This is a genomic window from Oceanobacillus alkalisoli (assembly GCF_022213125.1).
GTDB lineage: Bacteria > Bacillota > Bacilli > Bacillales > Amphibacillaceae > Oceanobacillus > Oceanobacillus alkalisoli.
The window spans coordinates 17,275-40,417 of the sequence record NZ_JAKNRA010000014.1; the positions used below are offsets into that span (position 1 = coordinate 17,275).

Sequence of the window (23,143 nt, forward strand, 5' to 3'; positions counted from 1 at the left end):
GTATATGATGAGTGGGAAGGAATCGAAAAAGAAAAGCAGAAAAGCTGAAGAGCGTATTGAACGGCTTGATTGGTATATGTTTATAGGTGAGATTCTCCTCTATATCCCGCGCGTGCTCTGGCGGATACTTCGGAGGGTTTTTGATTGGAGTTGAAAGGAGGTTAGCTGATGACGATTTTAAAAAATGATTGGGCACCATTGCTTGAAGGAGAATTTGGGAAATCATATTACTTGGAATTACGGGAGTTTTTAAAGGAAGAGTATAGGAATTACACCATTTACCCTGAGATGCATGATATCTTTAATGCGTTACATTATACAAGTTACGAGAATACGAGAGTTGTTCTGATTGGTCAAGATCCGTATCATGGTCCAAATCAGGCCCATGGCTTAAGTTTCTCTGTGCAGAAAGGGGTCAAAGTGCCACCTTCATTAAGAAATATTTATAAAGAGCTTCAGAATGACTTAGGAATCGAACCCCCATCCCACGGTTATTTGAAGAAGTGGGCCGAGGAAGGAGTCCTTTTGCTGAATACGGTACTTACAGTAAGGGAAAAACAACCAGCTTCACACCGCGGAAAAGGTTGGGAACAGTTTACGAATAAAGTGATCGAGCTCGTTAACGAGAAAACAGATCCGGTTATGTTTATTCTCTGGGGAAAACATGCCCAGGAGAAGGAGGCATTCCTGACGAATAAGAGGCACCATATCATCAAATCACCCCATCCGAGTCCGTTTTCAGCGAATCGCGGCTATTTCGGGAGCAGACCGTTTTCTGCAACGAATGATTTTCTGAAAGCGAATGAACGAGAGCCGGTTGACTGGGAAATCCACTGAACGTTTACGTACGTTAAATAAAATATGTGTATTAACGTTCGTTTACGTTCTTGCAACATATAAGGTCATTGATTATAATGAGGGTTAATATTTAGAAATCCGAATGTTAAACATAAAACAGTGAGGGGCGAGAACGAATGGAACGTGTTTATAACTTTTCAGCGGGGCCTTCCATCCTGCCGCAAGAAGTATTGGAAAAGGCACAAAAGGAATTATTAAGCTATGCAGATTCTGGAATGTCTGTGATGGAACTCAGTCACAGATCTAAGCTTTTTACAGAAGTGATTGAGAAAGCAGAACAAGATTTGCGTGAATTAATGGCCATTCCGGATAATTACCAAGTCTTGTTTCTCCAAGGTGGAGCTACGCTGCAATTTTCCATGGTGCCGCTAAATTTAATGCGAAATGGGAAAGCGGGTTTCGTAAATACTGGTTCCTGGTCCAAAAAGGCAATCCAGGAAGCGGAAAAGTTCGGCATGGTGGAAGTTATTGCTTCAAGTGAAGACCGTGGATTCCACTATATCCCTAATCTTGACGAGGTGGAAATCGATTCTGGGTATGATTATATACATATTACAACAAATAACACGATTGAAGGTACTGCTTTTTCGGATATTCCAGACACAGGCGACGTTCCGTTAGTTGCTGATATGTCGTCCAATATTTTATCTGAAGCAATCGACGTGAGTAAGTTCGGTATCATTTATGCCGGTGCTCAGAAAAATATTGGTCCGGCAGGGTTAACGATTGTTATTATTCGAGAAGACCTAATCGGTCATGCGAAAGCAGACTGCCCGATTATGCTTGATTATAAGACACATCATGAAAGCAATTCATTATATAATACCCCGCCTACCTTTGGGATTTACATGGCTTCTCTTGTATTTGAATGGTTAAAGAATCTTGGTGGCATCAAGGAGATGGAAAGAAGGAACCGCGAGAAGGCGCAACTTCTTTATGATTATCTGGACGAGTCTGATTTCTTCACTACACCGGTCGAAAAGGCGAGCCGTTCCTTGATGAATATTCCTTTTGTCACACCATCGAAAGAGCTTGATGCTTCATTCATTGAAGAAGCAAAAGCAGTGGGGCTTGAAACGTTGAAAGGTCACCGTTCGGTTGGCGGTATGCGAGCGAGCATTTATAACGCGATGCCAGTTGAAGGTGTGGAGTTGCTTGTAGACGTGATGCGGAAATTTGCAGAGAAGCATCAGAACTCAGCGGTAGAAGTAGAAAAGGGCAGATAACGTTGAAACAATATAAGTATGATAAATTGCTCGGGATCCGCACGAGAGCCGGCAAGTTTGTTCAGTTCCCTGTTTCCTACCATAATAATCCGTACGAAGCGACAGCCTATGAAACGCTGGAAACATTGCTTGAGCATTATCCAATAACGGAGGATGATTGTTTCGTTGATTTCGGTTGCGGGAAAGGGCGGATCAACTTTTATCTCCATCATTTTACCGATGCTTCGGTGAAAGGTGTGGAGATGGAAGATGATTTGCTGGAAGACGCGCTAGCAAATTTAGCGGGTTATCAGAACAAACACCCGAAACATAGAGAGGGAATCGAGTTTTTTAATTGTCCAGCGGAAGAGTACCCTGTTGCGCCGGAGGATAATCGTTTTTATTTTTTCAACCCTTTTTCAGTCAACATTTTTCAACAAGTAGTTCAGCATATTTTAAAGTCGGTGGAAGAACATCCACGTTCAGTCGATTTATTACTTTATTACCCGCATGTGGAATATATTTATTATCTGGAAAAGAATACGAGCTTTGAATTTATCAAAGAAATACCGATTGATGTTTTTTATAAAAAGGATTCCGATGATCGTGTTTTAATCTATCGAATTTAAAACCCCTAAGTCAGCAATTGTGACTTAGGGGTTTTTCTTCATCTTCCACTGATTGTTAGTTGAACGAACCTTAGGTGTTGGCGCCCGTTATATCCCACCTAAACTTTCACGAAGACCCTAAAGTTTTGGGGGGAGTTTTACGGACGATTACACTGGGATAAAGATTATACTATAGTAAATCTCTTCTTAAATCGCTTGCCGGGCGTGGGGAAAGGAGGCCTGGTGCGATATCGAATACAGTTTTAGCTCCGGTTGCGCCTTCCCGATTCAAACGGTGTGCTGCCCGGGCATAAGCGACAAGCACACTTGAAGTGAATTCTGGGTTACTGTCCAGTTTAAGTGAAAACTCGATCAGCTGATTATTGTCTTCTCCAGTCTGTCCGGAGCGGATCACGAACCCGCCATGAGGAGCTTTCGCGTGTTCTTTAGCCAGTTGCTCTTCCGTAATGAAGTGAACCTCTGTATCAAAATCTGCAAAATAGTTCGGCATCGTTTTAATCGTATGCTCAATTTTTGTCTGATCATAGCCGTCTTCTGGCACGATGTAGCAGATGCGGCGGTGCTTCTCCGCTGTTTCCAATGTCGGATTCTCTCCACTGCGGACGCGGTCCATTGCATCATCCGACGGAATCGTGTACTGAACACCAGCTTTAACTCCTTCTACGCGGCGCACAGCGTCAGAATGTCCCTGACTTAATCCTTTCCCCCAGAACGTATACGTCTCACCGTTTGGAATGATCGACTCGCTTACAAGCCGGTTGATAGAAAATAAACCTGGATCCCAGCCAACGGCAATAATAGAAGTATTGCCGCCCTCTTTAGCAGCAGCGTCAACTGCTTCGAAATATTCCGGAATCTTAGCGTGCGTATCGAAGCTATCAACTGTCGTAAACAGTTTAGAGTATGCCGGTCCTTGTTCTGGTAAGTCTGTTGCTGAACCGCCGCAAAGGATCATGACATCAATCTTATCCTTATAATCTATTACTTCATCAATATGTAATGCGGGAATGGAAGAATCCTCCAACTTCAAGTCAGCTGGATTTCTTCTAGTGAATACTGCAACAATTTCCATGTCGGAGGATTGTTTGACAGCTTTTACTGTACCTCGTCCTAAATTGCCGTATCCTAAAATACCTATTCTAATTGGGTTATCCATGAAGCATCCTCCTCTTTCGTCAAAATAGTTTAGATTCAATCATACAGAAAAAAAAGGTAGAGCTCAAATATTAACTTACCTTGTTATTAACTTTTATTGCCCCCTCGCAGTCTAACCAAACATACAGCATACTACGATAATCGGCCCCGATTGCTCCGAGGCCGATTGGTGTTACTGTATAAACTTAATCATCATTCCAAACAATTACTTCTGCAATCGTCATTCGTATAGCGGAAATCAACTGATCTTAAAATCTCTTTCTTACCAAGACAGCAACTTCATAAGCATTAGTGGGAAATAAGTTGCCTTGCACATCCATCTCTTGTTTTTCGATGTGATTCGTAACGGCAACTTTCCAATTGCCTGGTGCTGGAACTGCCATTTCCCTTGCTTCTGTTGTTGGGTTGATGAAGATTGTAAAATCCTTTCCTTCGCCTAATAACGTATAACCGAATAGGGGAGGTTCTCCAGAGAGTAGGTGGAGGCGCTGTGTAATCTCCTCATGTGTCCGTAAACGAAAGACAGCATGCTTTTTCCGTAACTGAATCAGTTTTTTCACAAATTCAACTGTCTCATGTTCTGTTGCCCGGCGCTTCCAATTCATTGCATTGATAGCATCTCCAGAGATATAACTATTCCCCACTCCATATTTCGTCCGGTAAAATTCCTGCCCAGCATGAAGAAAGGGGATGCCTTGGCTAAGTAATGTGATGGCAGTTGCCAGCTGATGCATTTTCTTCCTTGTAGAAAAATCCTCCTTATTCGTTAGGGCAAGCCGATCCCAAAGGGTGTGATTATCATGGCATTCCACATAATTTACGCTTTGCTGAATATCATGGCTACGGATACCTTCCGTTAATATCGCACCTTTTACAAGGTCACCGAGTCGTTCATGGAAGCGGCCAGCTCCATTAATGAATCCTTTATCCCTATCGTCAAATAGCTTACCTTTCAAGGAATCACGAAAATAATCATTAAAGAAACCAATCCCATTTACTTCACCTGCATGAGCAGTGATTGCTTTCTTTTCCCGATCTAGTGCAGTAGGTAAATCCCAGCCTTCCCCAAGTAGGAGAATCATCCGTTCTTCTTCCAGGCAACGCTCTTTAATTTGCTGCATTGTTTCAAGGTCAATATTTCCCATTAAATCAAAGCGAAACCCATCGACCTTGTATTCTGTGAGCCAATAATCGATTGTATCAAGAATGAACTTTCGTGCCATTTTCTTCTCGGAGGCAAAATCATTCCCGACGCCTGTTCCATTGCTTGGGTTTCCTTGGTCATCATAACGGAAATAATAACCGGGAACTAATTTTTCGAAATCGGATTCTTCCCGAATGAATACATGATTAAATACGACATCAAGAATTACTCCAACTGTTTCTTCATGAAATGCTTGGATCATTTTCTTCAGCTCATTAATCCGGGAGAGTGTCTGATCGGGCAGAATAGAATAGCTTCCTTCTGGTACTTGGAAGTAAAGCGGATCATACCCCCAATTATATCCAGATTCTGGTTCCAGTTCAGGAACGCGGGCATAGTCATTGACAGGGAGAAGCTGGACGTGAGTAATACCTAATTCTTTGATATAGGACAATCCGGTGGAATAGCCGTTTTCCGTTGTCGTATTTTTCTCCGTAAGTCCTAGAAACCGTCCTTTATTTTTCACACCGCTGTCTGGATGAATCGTTGCATCCCTTACATGAAGCTCATAAATGATTGCGTCTGTTGGATAATGGATTGGAAGTTTTGTTTCCTCCAGTTGTAGCGTACGGGAAAGGTCAACTAGAACGGACGTCTTACTATCAATGGTCATTCCTTTTGCATAAGGGTCATTTACTCGCACCCTTTTTCCGTGGATGGCAGCTTCAAAGTGATAATATGACCCGTGCCAATCTCCACTTAAAGCAAGAAACCACACACCTTGGTCCGTGCGATTCATTCGGTATAGCTTTCCGTTGACGTTCACTTCCACTATGGTTGCAATGGGAGTCCAGAGATGGAAAATTGTTTCTTGTTCGGTACAAATCGCTCCCAAGGTCGCCTTAGGTGCACTATATTTCTCATCGAAAGCTGCTGTCCTGACAATCTCTCGTGGATAGACAGGAATTTCCTCGCTTCCCCATAGTAAAGTGAGTTCCTCGCCAATCGGCAATTCATCCTGATGCGTGAACTGTATCGTATATGGATTTGATGCTTGATGAACTTCCGTATGGTAATAGGTTTGTTCTTTCTCCCAAAAGATGATTGGTGGCGTATCAAGCTTGCTTCTTAATGGGTCCAGCTCATCAACTGAAACTGTAATGAGGTGAACATCATCCATCCATGCCGTGTAATTGCTCATGAAACTGTCTCCTTTATCGTCCGTCTTACGAGCATCGTAACCTTTTCTATGAACAGTTAAACAAGTACATGCCTTTTAATATAAACAGTTAATTGTGAACTATTTGTTACGTAATTGTTAAATTTATTTTGTTATTCTAAAAATACAGAAAAGAATCATTCACTTCAACGTATTTGTATTATAGTATTAGATATTAGACGAACGGTGAAGAGATAAGGCTTGGAGATTAAACGACTATCATTTTATCACGCATTAACGGACTGTAATCCCCCCACTAAATGAAGTCTAACTTTATATTTTTTCATGGATTCGATAAAATTCGACAAAATTGTATAAAAAATATTCAAAATCTTCGTTGCAATCATCTTGAATTAGTGATAATCTTCTATGGGATAAAGGCGGTGAATCGAATTGTATGGCATAAATGAAGATGCTATTTACTTATTTCATCAAGGAACAAATTATCAGGTGTATCAGTTGCTTGGCTGTCATTATATTACATGGGATGGCAAAGAAGGCTTTCGATTTACTGTTTGGGCACCTCACGCCAAGCGTGTCGCTATTGCAGCTGATTTCAATAATTGGGAAGGACAAACCCATGAATTGACGCGATTGAATAACGAAGGGCTTTGGGTTGGCTTCTTCAACGACATACCTCCAAACACAGCTTATAAATATCATATAACTACAACAGACAACGAAGCGATTCTAAAAGCAGACCCCTATGCCCGGCAGGCGGAAGTCCGTCCACGAACAGCCTCATTGACGCCTTCTCTAGAAGTCTATGAGTGGAAGGACAATGCCTGGCAGAAAGAGATCCAGACATATAATCCCTACACCTCTCCCATTTCCATTTACGAAGTGCACCTTGGTTCGTGGAAATTGAAGGAGAACGGTGATCATCTAACCTACACAGAACTTGCGAAAATACTTATTCCATATGTAAAAAATCTCGGATTCACTCACATAGAACTTTTACCACTGGCTGAGCATCCCTTCGACCTATCGTGGGGCTACCAGATAACTGGTTATTATGCGGTCACGTCCCGTTACGGCACCCCGGAAGAATTCAAAGCATTTGTTGATGCCTGTCACCAAGCAGGAATCGGCGTTATCATGGACTGGGTTCCTGGACATTTTTGTAAAGATGATTTCGGTTTACGGCAGTTCGACGGGGAAGCCCTCTATGAATACCGTGATTTGAAAAAAGCGGAGAAACATAACTGGGGTACCCTAGCCTTTGATTTCGGACGTCCGGAAGTACAGAGCTTCCTTGTTTCGAATGCCATTTACTGGTTGGAAGAATTTCATATAGATGGAATCCGTGTCGATGCGGTTGCAAGTATGCTTTATCTTAACTTTGACCGGCCCGAGCACGAGGGGAAAATCTTTAATTCTTACGGGGGAGAAGAGAATCTCGAGGCAACTGCCTTTCTTCGTAAAGTGAATAAGACGGTCTTCCAATACCGGCCGAATGCGCTCATGATGGCGGAAGACAGTACAGATTATCCGCTCATCACCGCGCCGACTTATCTTGGTGGCCTTGGCTTTAATTTCAAATGGAATATGGGCTGGATGAACGACATGCTTGAATATATGGAGATGGATCCAATCTACCGCAAGTGGCATCATAATCTCGTTACATTCTCCTTCATGTATACATTCACGGAAAACTTCTTATTGCCATTATCGCATGATGAAGTCGTCCACGGAAAGAAATCTTTATTATCCAAAATGCCTGGTGACCAGTGGCAGCAATTCGCCGGATTACGATTGCTCATCGGTTATATGTTCAGCCACCCGGGGAAAAAGTTATTGTTCATGGGCGCAGAGCTTGCTCTCTATTCAGAATGGAAGGATAAAGAGGAGCTTGATTGGCATCTATTGGAATATCCATTACATAAAGGAATGTTCGATTATATCAAAGCTATACATTGCCTGTTTAAAAGTGAGCCGGCATTGTATGAGCTTGATCATGACCCGGAAGGCTTTGCTTGGATTGACCCGCATCAGATTGATCAAAGCGTAATTGCCTTTAGAAGACGGGCGAAATGTAAGAAGGAAGAGCTCGTTATCGTCTGTAATTTCACACCGAATGTCCATTATGATTATAAAATTGGAGTGCCGGAACCAGGCGTTTATGAAGAGATTTTTAATTCGGACGCAGAGATTTTCGGCGGTTCGGGTCAATATAATGATGAACATTTCAGTTTTTCCAAGAAATGGCATGGCTTAGAGCAGCATATCAAAATAAAAGTTGCACCACTTGCTGTCATGATTTTTAAGAGAAGAGACGAGGAGGATGCGAATTGAAAGAATGTGTTGGAATGTTATTAGCAGGAGGAGAGGGGAAACGTCTCGGCTTACTTACGAATGAGAATGCAAAGCCTGCCGTTCCGTTTGGCGGGAAATACCGGATTATTGATTTTACATTGAGCAATTGTGCAAATTCCTCAATCCAAACACTCGGCGTATTGACACAATACTCGCCAATCAATTTAAATCAGCATATCGGAAACGGAAAACCTTGGGATATGGACCGGAGGAATGGCGGTGTCACAATGCTCTCACCAGCTACAGGAAAGCATGGAGGTGACTGGTATTCTGGAACAGCAGATGCGATTTACCAAAATATCCATTTCATTGACCAGTATCATCCGAAATATGTGCTCATCATTTCCGGGGACCATATTTATCAAATGAACTATCAATCTATACTCGCACAGCATAAAGAGACGAATGCTGATGCCACGATTTCAGTAATTGAGGTGCCGTGGGAAGAAGCTCCTCGCTTCGGTATTTTAAATACAACGGAGACGCTCGAAATCTATGAATTTGAAGAAAAACCAGCTAATCCGCAAAGTAATCTTGCATCGATGGGGATTTATATCTTCACATGGGAGACGCTTCGGGAATTTTTAATAGAAGATGCAAATGATCCGGATTCCAGTCATGATTTCGGTAAAGACATTATCCCGGCGATGCTTGGACAGGATAAACGACTTTACGCCTATCTATTTACTGAATACTGGAAGGATGTTGGAACGATTCAGAGCTATTGGGAGGCAACGATGGATTTGCTTGATGAGCATTCCGGTAGTCCGCTTTCAGTCGCAAGGGAAGACCGAAGTAAACAAATCTATACGAATGAGGCCAATCTCCCGCCGCAATATATTGGTAAGACTGGGCGGGTGACGAATTCATTCATTAACACCGGTTGCTTTATCTACGGGGATGTATCGAACTCCGTTGTGTTCCGGAATGTGCTCGTGGAGCAGAATGCATCCATTCATCAATCGATTCTGCACCCTGGGGTAACGGTCGGAGAAAATGTCGTTTTGGAACGGGTCATTGTCATGGAAAATACGGAAATTCCAGCTGGGACGCAGGTTTATGCGACAAAACATGCAGAGCCGGTAGTCCTTAATCAAGAAAATATATTGGAACATTTTAGTGAAATGGAGGGCATGAACTGATGGATCGGATGATGGGACTAATAAATCTTGATCAGGAATATCATGTATTTAATGAACTCACCTACTTCCGTAATAATGCATCGATTCCTTTTGCGGGGAGATACCGGTTAATCGATTTTGCTTTATCGAATATGACTAGCTCTGGAATGGAGGAAGTGGCGATATTTGTTCGGCATAAATACCGCTCCTTGCTCGACCATCTCGGGTCAGGGGAGAGCTGGGATTTGGACCGGAGACATGGTGGATTATTTATTTTACCCCCGGACTGGAATGATCCGAGTGATCGCTCGCGTGGTGATTTAAGCTTTTTCCATAATAATCGGGATTATTTCAATCGGGGGAAGACAAATCATGTTCTTGTGAGCGGGAGCCAGTTCATTGTCAATACGGACTATAAAGAAGCATTCAATCAACATATTGAAATGGATGCAGATGTGACGGTTGTTTATACGCCGGTTGCAGAGGTCCGACCGGAACATCAAGCATATTTCCGGATTGAGAAGGGGGAAGATAGCAAGGTTTTGAACATAACGAATGATCACCGCAACTTCAACGTATTTACTGGTGTCTATATTATTAAGAAAGATTTATTGATGGATGTCGTCGATTATTGTATTGCTTATCATAATGAAAATCTCTTTGCTGATGGAATCAAAGATCGAATTGGCGAATTGGACGTCCGGGCGTATAAATATGATGGCTATCATGCTTTTATTAATACGATTGAAAGCTATTACCGGGAAAATATGAAACTGTTGACGGAAGAGAATTTTATCAATTTATTTGCCAAACCGTTCATCCGGACGAAAGCATCGAGCAATCCGCCGGTGAAGTACCAATCACAGGCGGTCGTCCATAATTCAATTATTGCAAATGGCTGTAGCGTGAATGGTCAGGTGGAAAACAGTATCCTTTTCCGTGGGGTCGAAGTAAGCGAACATTCCACAATCAAGCATTCTATCATCATGCAACGCTGCACGATTGAAGAAGATGTCTACCTTGAAAATGTAATTCTAGATAAAGATGTCCATGTGAAAAAAGGCCAGCGAATGATTGGCACAACAGACAAACCATATGTCGTAGCTAAAAGACAAATTGTTTAACTGGGACATTGGGGTCAGAGCACTTGTCCCATCGGGACAAATGCTCTGACCCCCTGTCCCAATGATAGGAGGTAAGAGCAAATGGAGAGGATTTTATTTGTTGCTTCAGAGGGTGTGCCGTTTGTTAAAACGGGAGGACTTGCGGATGTGATCGGTTCTTTGCCACAGGCTCTTCAAACTTATGAGGAGCTCGAAGTACGGGTGATGCTCCCTTTTTATGATGAAATCGGCGAGGAATGGCAGGAGAAAATGGAATATCTCACATCATATGACGTCCGGGTCGGCTGGAGAAAGCAGCAGGCAACGCTTTATACGTTAACACATGAAAACTGTGTCTATTATTTTATTGCAAATGACTATTACTTCAGCAGAAAAGGAATATATGGTTATTATGATGACGGAGAACGGTTTGTATTTTTCAGTCATGCGGTGCTCGCAGCGCTTCCTCAGCTGGATTTTAAACCGGATGTTCTGCATGCCCATGACTGGCAAGCTGGTCTTGCCGTCCTGCTAGCGAAAGTCATGCAGCCGTTGCCGGATTTAAAAACAGTCTTCACGATTCACAATTTGAAATATCAAGGATTGATGCCAACAGATGTTTACGAAGACTTTTTCCAAATAGACCGGGAACATTTGGCAGGTATGGAATGGGATGGGATGATCAATAGCTTGAAAGCTGCCCTTTTTCACGCGGATAAAATTACGACGGTAAGTCCGACCTATGCGGAAGAAATCAAGCAGCCTTATTATGGGGACGGCTTAGATACCGTCATACGTGAACGGGAAGCGGATCTCCAAGGAATATTGAATGGGATTGATACAAAGGAATATAATCCACTCACAGATCTGCATCTGCCAATCAATTACCGGACAGCGCGGAGTAAAAAGTTTGAGAATCGTGAACTGCTTCAAGGGGAAATCGGCTTCTCCCATCATCCGGAACGACCGCTTTATGTGATGGTAACAAGGCTTGTTGAACAAAAGGGACTTCACCTCGTCCAGCGGATCATGGAAGAGTTTTTACAGGAAGAAATTCAATTCCTTATTCTTGGTACGGGGGAGGCGGAGTTTGAAGATTATTTTACGTATCTAGAAGGGATGTATCCGGATAAAGTAAAAACATTGCTTACGTTCAGTGAACAGCTTGCCCGAAGGATTTATGCAAGTGCAGACTTTTTATTGATGCCTTCAAAGTTTGAGCCTTGCGGATTATCTCAGTTGATTGCACTTCAATATCGAACGGTCCCGATTGTAAGAGAAACGGGTGGGTTGAAAGATACGGTAACAGCTTTCAATGAGGAGACGGGAGAAGGGAATGGCTTCAGTTTTACCAATTATAATGCCCATGAACTGCTTCATGTGCTCAACTATTCGCTTGAAATCTATCACGATGCAGAGAAATGGAAGCAGCTCATTAAAAATGTAAATAAAGGCGCTTATACATGGAAAGAGTCAGCAAAACAGTATAAACGGCTTTATGAGGAACTAGTAGCATCGACAAATGAGTATGATGAACAGGGAGCGATTTAATTTGAACCGGATAACCGCAGAAGACCTGAAAGCACGTATCACAACCTATATAAATACGACAAATAACCTTGATATAAAAGAAGCGACAGAGGAAGATGTGTTTTATGCTTTAGCGAATATCGTCAATGAACAGGTGAGGCCGCTTTGGTATAAAACAAATGAACGGTACAAATCGAAGCAGGCAAGACAGGTCTATTATCTTTCCATGGAATTTCTAATCGGGAGACTGATCGAAAGTAATTTACTGAATTGCGGAATGCTCGAGGTGGCAAATCAGGCACTTCAAGAACTGGGGTTCCGGGCAGAGGATGTCTACGCGGTGGAGCAAGATGCTGCGCTCGGAAATGGCGGACTCGGCCGCCTTGCTGCATGTTTCCTCGATTCCCTCGCTTCCTTAAGTTATCCAGGGCATGGTTACGGAATCCGGTACCGCTACGGGTTATTTGAGCAGCGAATTATCCATGGGAATCAGGTGGAGCTTCCGGACTACTGGCTCAAGAAACCATATCCATGGGAGGTACGTAAAGAAGAGGAAGCGTGTGTTGTTCAGTTTCAAGGGGAAGTCTGGATGCATCAAAAGAGCGATGGTTCACTTGAGTTCAACTATGAACATACGGACAAAGTGATAGCTGTTCCTTATGATATTCCGGTTATCGGGTATGCGAATGAGACGGTGAACACCTTAAGGTTATGGAGTGCTGAACCAGTATCAGTTGAACCGGATAATTCCAATGATCAAGAAGAATTTTACCATCATCTCGATTTCGAACATTCAATTGAACAGCTCTCAGGCTTTCTTTATCCTGATGATTCCAGTTATGAAGGAAAGGAACTGCGGTTAAAGCAACAATATTTCCTCGTTTCTGCGAGTGTACAGAATATGCTCAAGCAGTTCAAAAAGAATCACCGGCTATCCTTGAAGCATTTACCGGAAAAGATCGTCATTCAAATTAACGATACACATCCAAGCTTAAGTATCCCGGAGTTAATGCGTATTTTAATGGATGAAGAGAATCTTGGCTGGGACGAAGCGTGGGAAATTACGACATGTGTATTTGCCTACACGAATCATACAACTTTAAGTGAAGCATTGGAAACCTGGCCAACCGCGATGATGCGAAAGTTATTGCCGCGAATATATATGATCATCGATGAAATCAATGAACGCTTTTGTCAGGGGATATGGTTTGACCATGAGGAAAAGCGGGATAAGATTCCCGAGCTTGCGATTATTGCAGATGAACAGGTACATATGACACGACTCGCAATTGTTGCAAGCTTCAGTGTGAACGGGGTAGCGAGTATTCATACGGAAATTTTAAAGAAAAAAGAAATGAAAGATTTCCACGGGCTTTTCCCGGAACGGTTTAATAATAAAACAAATGGAATTACCCATAGACGCTGGTTGATGCAAGTGAATCCGAAGCTCAGCTCACTCATACACGACATGATAGGCAATCAATGGATCAAACGGCCGAAACAACTGATCAGCCTGCTCCGTTTCCAACATGATTGTGATGTGCTTGAGCAATTTGCAAAGGTGAAGAATGAAAATAAAATTGCGCTTGCTAATTTTATCCATCAACAAATGGGGATAACGGTAGATGATCAATCGATTTTCGATGTGCAAATTAAACGGCTCCATGAATATAAACGTCAACTGCTCAATGTCTTTCATATCATTTATCTTTATAATGAGTTGAAGGAAAATCCGAATCTTGATATGACACCACGAACATTCATCTTCGGCGCAAAGGCCGCGCCAAGCTACCATTTAGCAAAGGAAGTCATTAAACTCATCAATACGGTCGCATCAATTGTCAATTATGATAAAGAAATTCAAGGCAAGCTGAAAGTGATTTTCCTGGAGAATTACAATGTAAGCTTAGCTGAGAAGATTATTCCGGCCGCAGATATTAGTGAACAGATTTCAACTGCGAGTAAAGAAGCTTCCGGGACGGGGAATATGAAATTCATGATGAATGGTGCGTTGACGATGGGGACAATGGACGGAGCTAATGTGGAAATCCATGATTTAGTCGGCGAAGAGAATATGTTTATCTTCGGGCTCCGGGCAGAGGAAGTGTTGGATTATTATCAGCACGGCGGGTACCATGCCCGAGATATTTATAATCAGGATGACAGGGTGAGGCGAATTCTCGATCAGTTGAACAATGGAGAATTCGGCACCCATGATATTGAATTTAAAGATATCTATTATAATATTCTTTTCCATAATGATCCATATTTTGTTTTAAAGGATTTTGAGCCATATATCGAATCTCATGAATACGCGGAAAGTGTTTACAGGGATAAGTTGAAATGGCAACAGATGAGCCTAATTAACATCGCTCATTCCGGCAAGTTCTCCAGTGACCGAACAATCAAAGAATACGTCAACGACATCTGGAAAATAAAACCAGTCTGACAGCGGGACATTGGGGCGAGAGGCATTGTCCCATTTGGGACAGCGCCTCTCGCCCCAATGTCCCGATTTTCAGTTAGAGGAAAATATCTAATAATTTGCTGTTTGACTATTGTTTTTTACATAGAAAGGTAGTATAGTAGATTTCAACCGATATATTGCATATAGCTCAAATTGAATATAATTGTTTGATAATTCAATCAACCGAGCTAATTAATGATCATCTAGGGGGAAGGAACATGAAAGACAAAGTATCATTGTCCGCGTATACAGCAATAGGTTTTATGTTATTTGCATTATTCTTTGGAGCGGGGAACTTAATTTTCCCGGCACAACTCGGACAATATGCAGGAGAGAATTTATGGCCGGCCATTATTGGATTCCTGATTACCGGAGTCGGACTGCCGCTACTTGGAGTTATTGCGATTGCCATTTCAGGAAGTGCGAACTTGCAAGAACTATCAAGCAGAGTACATCCGGCTTATGGAATATTTTTTACAGCGTTGCTTTATTTAACAATTGGACCATTCTTTGCAGCGCCAAGAACAGGAACAGTTGCTTATGAAGTGGGAATTCTGCCGTTCGTTCCGGAAGGCTTTGAACAGACTGGACTTCTTATTTTTACATTAATATTTTTTGCTATTACACTCGTATTTTCACTATATCCGGCTAAATTAGTAAATAACGTCGGTAAAATTCTAGCGCCAGCTCTCGTGCTATTACTAGCAGTTCTATTAATCGTAGCATTTTTCAATCCGATGAGTGCGATAGGTGAAGCTCAAGAAGGCTATACGAGCGGAGCTTTCGTCACAGGATTCTTGGAAGGTTATAATACGATGGATGCCCTTGCGTCACTAGTGTTTGCTATTATTGTAATTAATGCGATTAAAGCATTGGGCATTAAAGATAAAGGTCAGATTTTATCTGCTGCAACAAAGTCTGGTCTTGTTGCGATTACATTATTAGGTGTCATTTATTTAGGGATTGCATATTTAGGTTCCACGACAGTAGGCACATTGGGGCTATTCGATAACGGAGGTCCTGTTCTAAGTGGTGCAGCATCCCATTATTTTGGAAATGTAGGTTCATTGTTGCTCGCAGTCATGATTATTCTTGCTTGTTTAACGACAGCAATCGGATTAGTTACTGCGAATGCGGAATATTTTAATACGTTATTCCCGAAGATTAGCTATAAAGTACTTGTTGTCTTTTTCTCAACCATTACATTTATCATTGCGAACTTTGGCTTAACGAATATTATTTCATTTTCAATTCCAGTATTAATGTTCTTATACCCGTTAGCGATTGTGTTGATGATCCTGACATTTCTATCACCACTATTCAATCACGCACGTATTGTGTATGTGGCAACAATTGGGGTGACTTTCTTAATCAGTATCTTTGACGGTTTAAAAACACTTACAGGAACATTGGAAATTGCTGACTTTGCATTCATGGTACCAGTACTTGATTTTTACGAGTCCTTTTTACCGCTTTATAATGAAGGGCTTGGTTGGCTAGTCCCGGCACTTGTTGTCATCTTAATCACAGGAATTATTGCAAGAGTGACCGGAAGTCCGGCAGCGACCAATGTCAATTAAGAGAATGATTATTTAAAAAAGACCCTCGTATGAAGCTTCATACGAGGGTCTTTTTTTCACATAGGAAACTGTAAAAAATACTGTGGATACCTAAAATTATTATTAACCACGTCGGTCTCCAGTAAGAATGTCCAATGTTCGCAGCCAATTATTTTGCATAATTTCAGCTGCTTCCTTTGGCTTCTGTTCATTTAAAAGATTGATGATGTTCCGATGATCGGCGATTGACGCGTCTGTAAGAATAATTCCGTTATGAAAAAAATGTCTTCGTACATGTGCTTGGAGTGAACGAAGGAACTGTGTAATATATGGATTATCAGCAGCATCCACGATTACTTGATGAAAGGATTCGTCAATCTTCAATGCAGAATAATAGTTTTCCGATTGGATTGCTGCTTCAAACCGTTCATTAACATCTTCCAATTCTTGAATAATCGATTCATCAACCTTCTCGCTTGCAAGTTCTGTTGCGAGAACCTGTAAAGAAGCGAGGGGTGGAAGTAAATCATGGATAGAATCTCGATTAATTTCCGTAACTTGAGTAGCTTTACCAGGGAACATTTCTACAAATCCTTCTGTTTCAAGAATTTGTAAAGCTTCCCTTATTGGTGTCCGGCTGACTCCAAGGGCTTTCGCGAGCTCCGTATCATTTATTTTCTCTCCGGGTAGGAGGGTACCATCAATAATCCATTGTTGAATTTGATTATACGCATGATCTTTCGCTGTTAACCGGGCGGATGTAGAATGATTTTCAGGGATTGGCATCCTTTTACCTCCTTATTTATCTAATAGATCTAGTATATACGAAAGGGCAGCGAAATGAAATATGCAATATATCACAGTAAAAGGGTATTGTTTGCTTTTTTTCGAGAAAATCTTATAATAGCTTAGAGTAGAGCTATATGAGCTGTACGCATTGTATATACCCAACTCAAATTAAGATGGAACAGCAGTAAGAAACATTCCCTTCTTCTTTCTTACTTGTATACGAGATTCCTCATCTCGAAAGCTTTAATAACCATCGACCCAATTAATTTATGAAAAGATTTAATGTTTGAATGAATTTCATAATCACTAAAGTCGCCTTTCCATCATGTAGTTGGGAACGAACCAACTACATATGATGATAAAGCATTAAATACGTATTATGAAATTCATTAGTTTGTACCTGAAAAATTAAGACCGCTCAACCTTACTAAAGACTTAAATCAATGAAGTATTATTGATATCACTCAGCGTAAGTGTTTACGCATTCACTAGTTATGAGTCCTAATGACCGTTCCGTTGCCCAAAGGACGGATGCTTTCCACGGGCACGGCCTCAGCCTTGACGCACAGGACATGCTAATGCGGGCGTTTCCACAGGACGTGGCGAACTTAGCCTGCCTCGGGAAAAAACGTTTCCTGCTCAGGTCTAGACTGCGAACCTCCGGAAGAATGGTTCGGACACTTACGCTGAATGAAAGCATTTAAAAACTGAATATATCTATACTTGCAATGTTTGTGATTTGGTTAACAAACTATTGTTTTGAAGTCTTTTTTTAAAAGAAAGAAGAAGCGCAAATATGTTTCTTATGTGCTCTGTATGGGTATAACTAGAACAATTGAAAAACTTAGGAGGAAGGTAAATGCAACTATCACCACGTGAAAAAGAAAAACTATGGATTGTTGTTGCTGCTGACTTGGCTAGAAGGCGTAAAGACCGCGGTTTAAAGCTGAATCATCCAGAAGCTGTTGCCCTCATTACGTATGAAGTAGTGGAGGGGGCAAGGGACGGGAAGACAGTGGCAGAATTGATGGAATATGGCGCAACGATTTTAAGCAGGGAAGATGTCATGGATGGAATCCCGGAAATGATTCCTGATATCCAAGTGGAAGCGACATTTCCGGATGGCACAAAGTTAGTGACCGTACATAATCCGATACGATAATCTTTAAGACGCAACTAATTGTAAGAAAGGAGACCACAAATGATTCCAGGAGAATATATTTTAAAAGAAGAAGATATTGTCTGTAATGAAGGTACGGAAAATCTTAACCTATTTGTCGTGAATGAAGGAGACAGGCCGATTCAAGTCGGATCGCACTATCATTTTTATGAAGTGAATAATGCATTAGCGTTTACCCGAGAGAAAGCTTATGGGAAACGGTTGAATATACCAGCAGGGGCTGCGGTCCGCTTTGAACCAGGCGATGAGAAAGAGATCCAGCTTATTGACTTTGCTGGCGAAAGAGAAGTATATGGCTTCCATAATAAAGTGGATGGTCCGCTTGATAAGGGGGATAATCGATGAGTTTTAAGATGTCGCGAGAGCAGTATGCACAAATGTATGGTCCGACAACGGGGGATTCTGTCCGGCTCGGAGATACAGATTTATTTATACAGGTTGAAAAAGATTATGCGAAATACGGAGAAGAAGTCGTATTCGGCGGCGGGAAGGTCATCCGCGATGGAATGGGCCAGCACCCTTACATAACAAGGGAAGAAGATGAACGTGTACCTGACACGGTGATCACGAATGCGCTCATTGTTGATTACACAGGGATCTATAAAGCTGATATCGCGATGCGGGATGGCAAGATTTCCGGTATCGGAAAAGCCGGGAACCCGTTAGTCCAGGATAAAGTCGATATTATCGTTGGGGCAGGAACAGAAGTTATTTCCGGTGAAGGGAAGATCGTCGCTGCTGGTGCGATTGACACCCATGTCCACTTCATTAATCCGGATCAGGTGGCTGTTGCGCTTGCAGCGGGAACAACGACACTGATCGGTGGAGGGGCAGGTCCAGGAGCTGGTTCCAGGGCAACCACAGCGACACCGGGACCATGGCATATCCATTCCATGCTCGGGGCTGTGGAAGGCCTCCCGATTAATGTCGGCTTAACAGGAAAGGGACACGCAGCAGCAAAGGATCCGCTTGCGGAACAGATTATAGCGGGTGCAATCGGCTTGAAAGTTCATGAGGATTGGGGAGCGACCCCTTCCGTACTTGACCATTCACTCACTGTAGCCGATGAATTTGATGTTCAAATTGCACTGCATGCGGACACGTTGAATGAGAGCGGATTTTTTGAAGATACGATGAAGGCAATCAAAGGACGCAGTATCCATATGTATCATACAGAAGGTGCTGGTGGGGGACATGCGCCCGACTTGATCAAATCTGCCGGCTATATGAATGTCTTGCCTGCATCAACGAACCCGACCTTGCCTTATACGATAAACACAATCGATGAACACCTCGATATGGTGATGGTTGCACACAACTTAAATCCATCGGTCCCCGAGGATATTGCGTTTGCGGATTCACGGATCCGTAATGAAACGATCGCAGCGGAAGACATTTTACAGGATATCGGTGTGTTCAGTATTACAAGTTCGGATGCCCAGGCGATGGGGCGAATTGGTGAAGTTGCACTCCGGACATGGCAAACAGCCCATAAAATGAAGAAACAACGCGGCTTTCTTGAAGGTGACGGCAAATATGCGGATAACAACCGGGTGAAGCGTTACGTCGCAAAATATACCATCAACCCTGCAATTGCTCACGGAATTGATGAATACGTCGGATCGGTCGAAGTCGGAAAGATGGCTGACCTCGTTTTATGGGATCCAAAGTTTTTCGGAGCGAAACCGGAAATGATTCTGAAAAGTGGCATGGTTGTTCAAAGTGTAATGGGAGACCCGAATGCTACTATCCCGACACCACAGCCGCTCATTTATCGCCCAATGTTCGCACAATTCGGTAAGGGGCTGTCTCAAAGCTCGATGACCTTTGTTTCCCAGGCTGCTTATGATGACAACATCAAAGAAAAGCTAGGCCTTGAAAAAGTTATTTTGCCAGTGAAAAACATTCGTCAGCTGACGAAGAAGGATATGAAATTGAATGATGCGACTCCTGATATTGATGTCGATCCACAAACGTATGAAGTGAAGATCGATGGAGAACTTATTACATGTGAACCTGTAGATGAAGTGCCACTTGGCCAACGTTATTTCTTATTTTGAGGTGAAGCGAATTGATAGTGGAAAAAGTGATAGCAAATATAAAGGATTTAGACCCTGCGGAGCTTGAGAAACGCCATAAAGAAAAGGTTTATTTAGAGAGTGACCATTTGATGAAACGAATTCAGCGAGTGGAAACAGATCATGGCAGGGAACTTGGAATCCGCTTGAAGGATCCAAAGGATTTGATGGCCGGCGATATTTTATTTATGGATGAAGAAAATATGATTATTATCGATGTGATGAGCGATGATTTAATTGTAATCAGCCCTCGAGATATGCAGGAAATGGGAACAATCGCCCATCAGCTCGGCAATCGTCACTTACCGGCACAATTTGAAATGTCTGACATGCTTGTCCAATACGATTATCTCGTAGAAGAGTTGTTGCGGGAAATGGATATCCCCTTCAAACGAGAAGAACGGAAAGTAAAACAAGCATTTCGTCATATAGGTCATAGCCATGACTAGTCAAGCTCTTTCTTTATTACAGCTTTGCGATTCCAATTTTCCTAACGGGGCATTCAGTCAATCGTTCGGCCTCGAAACGTATATTCAAAAAGATATTGTGAAAGATGCAGCGACATTTACGGATTGGCTGAACGTTTATCTGCATGAACAGCTCACATTTGCAGATGGATTGGCGGCACGCATGGCCTATGAAGCACTGAATGACGATGAATTGAATCGATTGTGGGAATTGGATCGGATACTTACCGTGCAAAATCTTGCAAGGGAATCACGAGACGGAACCCAGCGGATGGGAGACCGGATGTTGGATATCGCTGAATCCATCTATCAAATACCACTCCTTGCTACGTATAAAGAAAAAATAAAAAACAAACAGGCTTTCGGACATTCGGCACTCGCCTTTACAATTGTTGGACATGATTTAAATGTCGAGAAAGAGACGACGATTCTCTATTATTTATATTCGACCGTCGTAAGCTTGGTGCAAAATGCAGTCCGAGCAATTCCGCTCGGTCAAACGACGGGACAGAAAATCATTTATGCCTTTCAAGCGGAATTAAAACAAGCGACGGAAAAGATTATGCAGTTGGAGGAGTCAGAGTTCGGTATCGTGTCCCCAGGGCTTGAATTATCACAAATGCAGCATGAGCGTGTCGGAATCCGTATTTTCAGTTCATAAAGTGAAACTTCATTCCGTGGGGTTTTCCTTACATCCCCACGGAATGTTAGTTGAGCAGAATCAGGGATTTACGGACTGTTTATCCCCCACCTTCATATGTTGGGCTTTCCTCCTATTTAGAGGTGGGGTATTGCTGACCGTTAATACGTGATAAAACAATCAAATGAAGAAAGGATGTATGCTTATATGGAACCTATTAAAATTGGCGTCGGAGGCCCAGTTGGTGCTGGGAAAACGATGTTAGTCGAAAAAATCACCCGCGCATTGAACGGTAAAGTGAGTATGGCGGTTATTACAAATGACATTTATACGAAAGAAGACGCGAAAATCTTAGTCGAAAATGGTGTCCTGCCGGAAGAGCGGATCGTCGGAGTGGAAACTGGAGGCTGCCCGCATACAGCAATCAGGGAAGATGCTTCCATGAACTTTGCGGCAATTGATGAGCTGACGGAGAGACACCCGGATATCGAATTGATGTTCATTGAAAGCGGCGGTGACAACCTTGCTGCTACCTTCAGTCCGGAGCTTGTCGATTTCTCCATCTATATCATCGACGTCGCCCAGGGGGAGAAGATTCCCCGTAAAGGTGGTCAAGGGATGATCAAGTCGGATCTATTCATTATCAATAAAACAGATCTAGCTCCATATGTCGGTGCAAGTCTTGAGGTGATGGAATCCGATACGAAAGTGTTCCGCGGAGATAAACCATTTATCTTCACGAACCTGAAAGATGATGAAGGACTGGATGAAGTAGTCGACTGGATTAATAAACATGCCTTGTTAAAAGGATTGGGTCAAGATGTCTAAATGGACAGGCGTTCTTGAGCTAGACATGGAAAACAGAGAGGGCAGAAGCGTCGCTAAAAAGGTTTACTTCCAGGGTGCATTTAAAGTGATGCGCCCTGTCTATTTTAACAAGGGAGCATTTCCATGTTATTACTTGCTGAATCCTGGCGGCGGCTATTTGGACGGTGACACGTACCGGATGAAAGTGAACCTTGAAGAAGAAGCACAGCTCACGCTCACCACACAGTCCGCGACAAAAGTCTATAAAACACCGAACAAAGAAGTATATCAGGAAACACACTTCCATATGGGGAAGAATAGTTATCTGGAATATTTGCCGGATGCTCTCATAGCTTATAAAGATGCTAGATATCATCAAAAAAATGTCATACATATGGAGCAAGGTGCAACATTGCTTTATTCCGATATTCTAACCCCCGGCTGGTCACCCGACGGAGAGCAGTTCAGCTATAATATGCTACGCCTCAAGACCGAGATATACAAAGAAGGGGAACTGGCAGCTTTCGATCATATCAAGTTGGAGCCGAAAACGCAACAAATGAACGAATTGGGCTTTATGGAAGAGTACACCCATTTAGGATCCTTTATCGTTGTCAGTGAACAGACGAGTGATGAATTGCTCGATCAATTATATGAAACAATTACAGGAATACCAGGTGACTTTTCATTTGGAATATCTAAACTTGCTATTCCTGGTTTTACGGTTCGAATTATGGCAAACTATACTCAGGTCATTGAACGAATCATCACGACAAGCCATCATGTCATCAGTAAAGAATGGTACGGGACGAAGCCAAGTTTTTTAAGAAAATATTAAGAAGATGCCCGACAAGATGGACGATAAGTCGGGTATCT

20 protein-coding genes are annotated in these 23,143 nt (G+C 42.4%); 17 read left to right on the forward strand and 3 right to left on the reverse strand.

Annotated features, from left to right (window positions below; translation table 11 throughout):
• Positions 1 to 7 precede the first annotated feature (7 nt).
• From L3V42_RS14985 to L3V42_RS15000, 4 genes are all read left to right on the forward strand, one after another.
• The gene (locus L3V42_RS14985; RefSeq protein ID WP_235763449.1) at positions 8 to 154 is read left to right on the forward strand and encodes a hypothetical protein; all 147 of its coding nucleotides are present in this window, start codon (positions 8 to 10) and stop codon (positions 152 to 154) included.
• 14 nt (positions 155 to 168) lie between these two features.
• Positions 169 to 837, forward strand: a complete 669-nt coding sequence (locus L3V42_RS14990) for a uracil-DNA glycosylase (protein WP_238472336.1) — start codon at positions 169 to 171, stop codon at positions 835 to 837.
• Positions 838 to 974: 137 nt separating this feature from the next.
• On the forward strand, positions 975 to 2,084 hold the full coding sequence (serC, locus tag L3V42_RS14995; RefSeq protein WP_238472337.1) for a 3-phosphoserine/phosphohydroxythreonine transaminase: 1,110 nt from the start codon (positions 975 to 977) through the stop codon (positions 2,082 to 2,084).
• A gap of 2 nt (positions 2,085 to 2,086) precedes the next feature.
• Positions 2,087 to 2,692: a class I SAM-dependent methyltransferase gene (locus L3V42_RS15000; RefSeq protein WP_235763446.1), complete on the forward strand. Its 606-nt coding sequence runs from the start codon at positions 2,087 to 2,089 to the stop codon at positions 2,690 to 2,692.
• A 169-nt stretch (positions 2,693 to 2,861) separates the two neighbouring features.
• On the opposite strand, the gene L3V42_RS15005 is transcribed toward L3V42_RS15000, so the two are convergent.
• Positions 2,862 to 3,848 (reverse strand): diaminopimelate dehydrogenase, encoded by a 987-nt coding sequence (locus L3V42_RS15005; protein ID WP_238472338.1) that lies wholly within the window; start codon positions 3,846 to 3,848, stop codon positions 2,862 to 2,864.
• A 247-nt stretch (positions 3,849 to 4,095) separates the two neighbouring features.
• Complete coding sequence (gene pulA, locus L3V42_RS15010; RefSeq protein ID WP_238472339.1) at positions 4,096 to 6,192, reverse strand: type I pullulanase; 2,097 nt, start codon at positions 6,190 to 6,192, stop codon at positions 4,096 to 4,098.
• A gap of 411 nt (positions 6,193 to 6,603) precedes the next feature.
• Between pulA and glgB the strand changes: the two genes are divergently transcribed.
• The 6 genes from glgB (at position 6,604) to brnQ (ending at position 16,327) form a co-directional block, all read left to right on the forward strand.
• Complete coding sequence (gene glgB / locus L3V42_RS15015; RefSeq protein ID WP_235763443.1) at positions 6,604 to 8,505, forward strand: 1,4-alpha-glucan branching protein GlgB; 1,902 nt, start codon at positions 6,604 to 6,606, stop codon at positions 8,503 to 8,505.
• Complete coding sequence (locus L3V42_RS15020; RefSeq protein WP_255783479.1) at positions 8,502 to 9,668, forward strand: glucose-1-phosphate adenylyltransferase; 1,167 nt, start codon at positions 8,502 to 8,504, stop codon at positions 9,666 to 9,668. The genes glgB and L3V42_RS15020 overlap by 4 nt, the downstream gene beginning before the upstream one ends.
• The gene (glgD, locus tag L3V42_RS15025; protein ID WP_238472340.1) at positions 9,668 to 10,771 is read left to right on the forward strand and encodes a glucose-1-phosphate adenylyltransferase subunit GlgD; all 1,104 of its coding nucleotides are present in this window, start codon (positions 9,668 to 9,670) and stop codon (positions 10,769 to 10,771) included. The genes L3V42_RS15020 and glgD overlap by 1 nt, the downstream gene beginning before the upstream one ends.
• An 81-nt stretch (positions 10,772 to 10,852) precedes the next feature.
• Positions 10,853 to 12,301, forward strand: coding sequence for a glycogen synthase GlgA (gene glgA / locus L3V42_RS15030; RefSeq protein ID WP_238472341.1), 1,449 nt, complete (start codon positions 10,853 to 10,855; stop codon positions 12,299 to 12,301).
• Positions 12,282 to 14,729: a glycogen/starch/alpha-glucan phosphorylase gene (locus tag L3V42_RS15035; RefSeq protein WP_439651897.1), complete on the forward strand. Its 2,448-nt coding sequence runs from the start codon at positions 12,282 to 12,284 to the stop codon at positions 14,727 to 14,729. The genes glgA and L3V42_RS15035 overlap by 20 nt, the downstream gene beginning before the upstream one ends.
• 236 nt (positions 14,730 to 14,965) lie before the next feature.
• Positions 14,966 to 16,327 carry a branched-chain amino acid transport system II carrier protein gene (gene brnQ, locus L3V42_RS15040; RefSeq protein WP_238472342.1) on the forward strand — a complete coding sequence of 454 codons (1,362 nt, stop codon included), beginning with the start codon at positions 14,966 to 14,968 and terminating at the stop codon, positions 16,325 to 16,327.
• A gap of 102 nt (positions 16,328 to 16,429) precedes the next feature.
• On the opposite strand, the gene L3V42_RS15045 is transcribed toward brnQ, so the two are convergent.
• A complete protein-coding gene (locus L3V42_RS15045) occupies positions 16,430 to 17,092 on the reverse strand; it encodes a GntR family transcriptional regulator (protein ID WP_238472343.1) in 663 nt (220 codons plus the stop codon).
• An 862-nt stretch (positions 17,093 to 17,954) separates the two neighbouring features.
• On the opposite strand from L3V42_RS15045, the gene L3V42_RS15050 reads away from it, so the two are divergent.
• The 7 genes from L3V42_RS15050 to L3V42_RS15080 all read left to right on the forward strand — a co-directional run bounded on the left by L3V42_RS15050 (position 17,955) and on the right by L3V42_RS15080 (position 23,105).
• Complete coding sequence (locus L3V42_RS15050) at positions 17,955 to 18,257, forward strand: urease subunit gamma (RefSeq protein WP_235763438.1); 303 nt, start codon at positions 17,955 to 17,957, stop codon at positions 18,255 to 18,257.
• Between the two features lie 39 nt (positions 18,258 to 18,296).
• Positions 18,297 to 18,620 (forward strand): urease subunit beta, encoded by a 324-nt coding sequence (locus tag L3V42_RS15055; protein WP_235763437.1) that lies wholly within the window; start codon positions 18,297 to 18,299, stop codon positions 18,618 to 18,620.
• Complete coding sequence (ureC, locus tag L3V42_RS15060) at positions 18,617 to 20,335, forward strand: urease subunit alpha (protein ID WP_238472344.1); 1,719 nt, start codon at positions 18,617 to 18,619, stop codon at positions 20,333 to 20,335. The genes L3V42_RS15055 and ureC overlap by 4 nt, the downstream gene beginning before the upstream one ends.
• A gap of 11 nt (positions 20,336 to 20,346) precedes the next feature.
• Positions 20,347 to 20,802, forward strand: a complete 456-nt coding sequence (ureE, locus tag L3V42_RS15065) for an urease accessory protein UreE (protein WP_235763435.1) — start codon at positions 20,347 to 20,349, stop codon at positions 20,800 to 20,802.
• Positions 20,795 to 21,481, forward strand: a complete 687-nt coding sequence (locus L3V42_RS15070) for an urease accessory protein UreF (protein WP_235763434.1) — start codon at positions 20,795 to 20,797, stop codon at positions 21,479 to 21,481. Before ureE ends, L3V42_RS15070 begins: the two co-directional genes overlap by 8 nt.
• Before the next feature lie 186 nt (positions 21,482 to 21,667).
• Positions 21,668 to 22,288 carry an urease accessory protein UreG gene (ureG, locus tag L3V42_RS15075; protein WP_235763433.1) on the forward strand — a complete coding sequence of 207 codons (621 nt, stop codon included), beginning with the start codon at positions 21,668 to 21,670 and terminating at the stop codon, positions 22,286 to 22,288.
• The gene (locus L3V42_RS15080; protein ID WP_238472345.1) at positions 22,281 to 23,105 is read left to right on the forward strand and encodes an urease accessory protein UreD; all 825 of its coding nucleotides are present in this window, start codon (positions 22,281 to 22,283) and stop codon (positions 23,103 to 23,105) included. Before ureG ends, L3V42_RS15080 begins: the two co-directional genes overlap by 8 nt.
• The last annotated feature ends 38 nt before the right edge of the window (positions 23,106 to 23,143 follow it).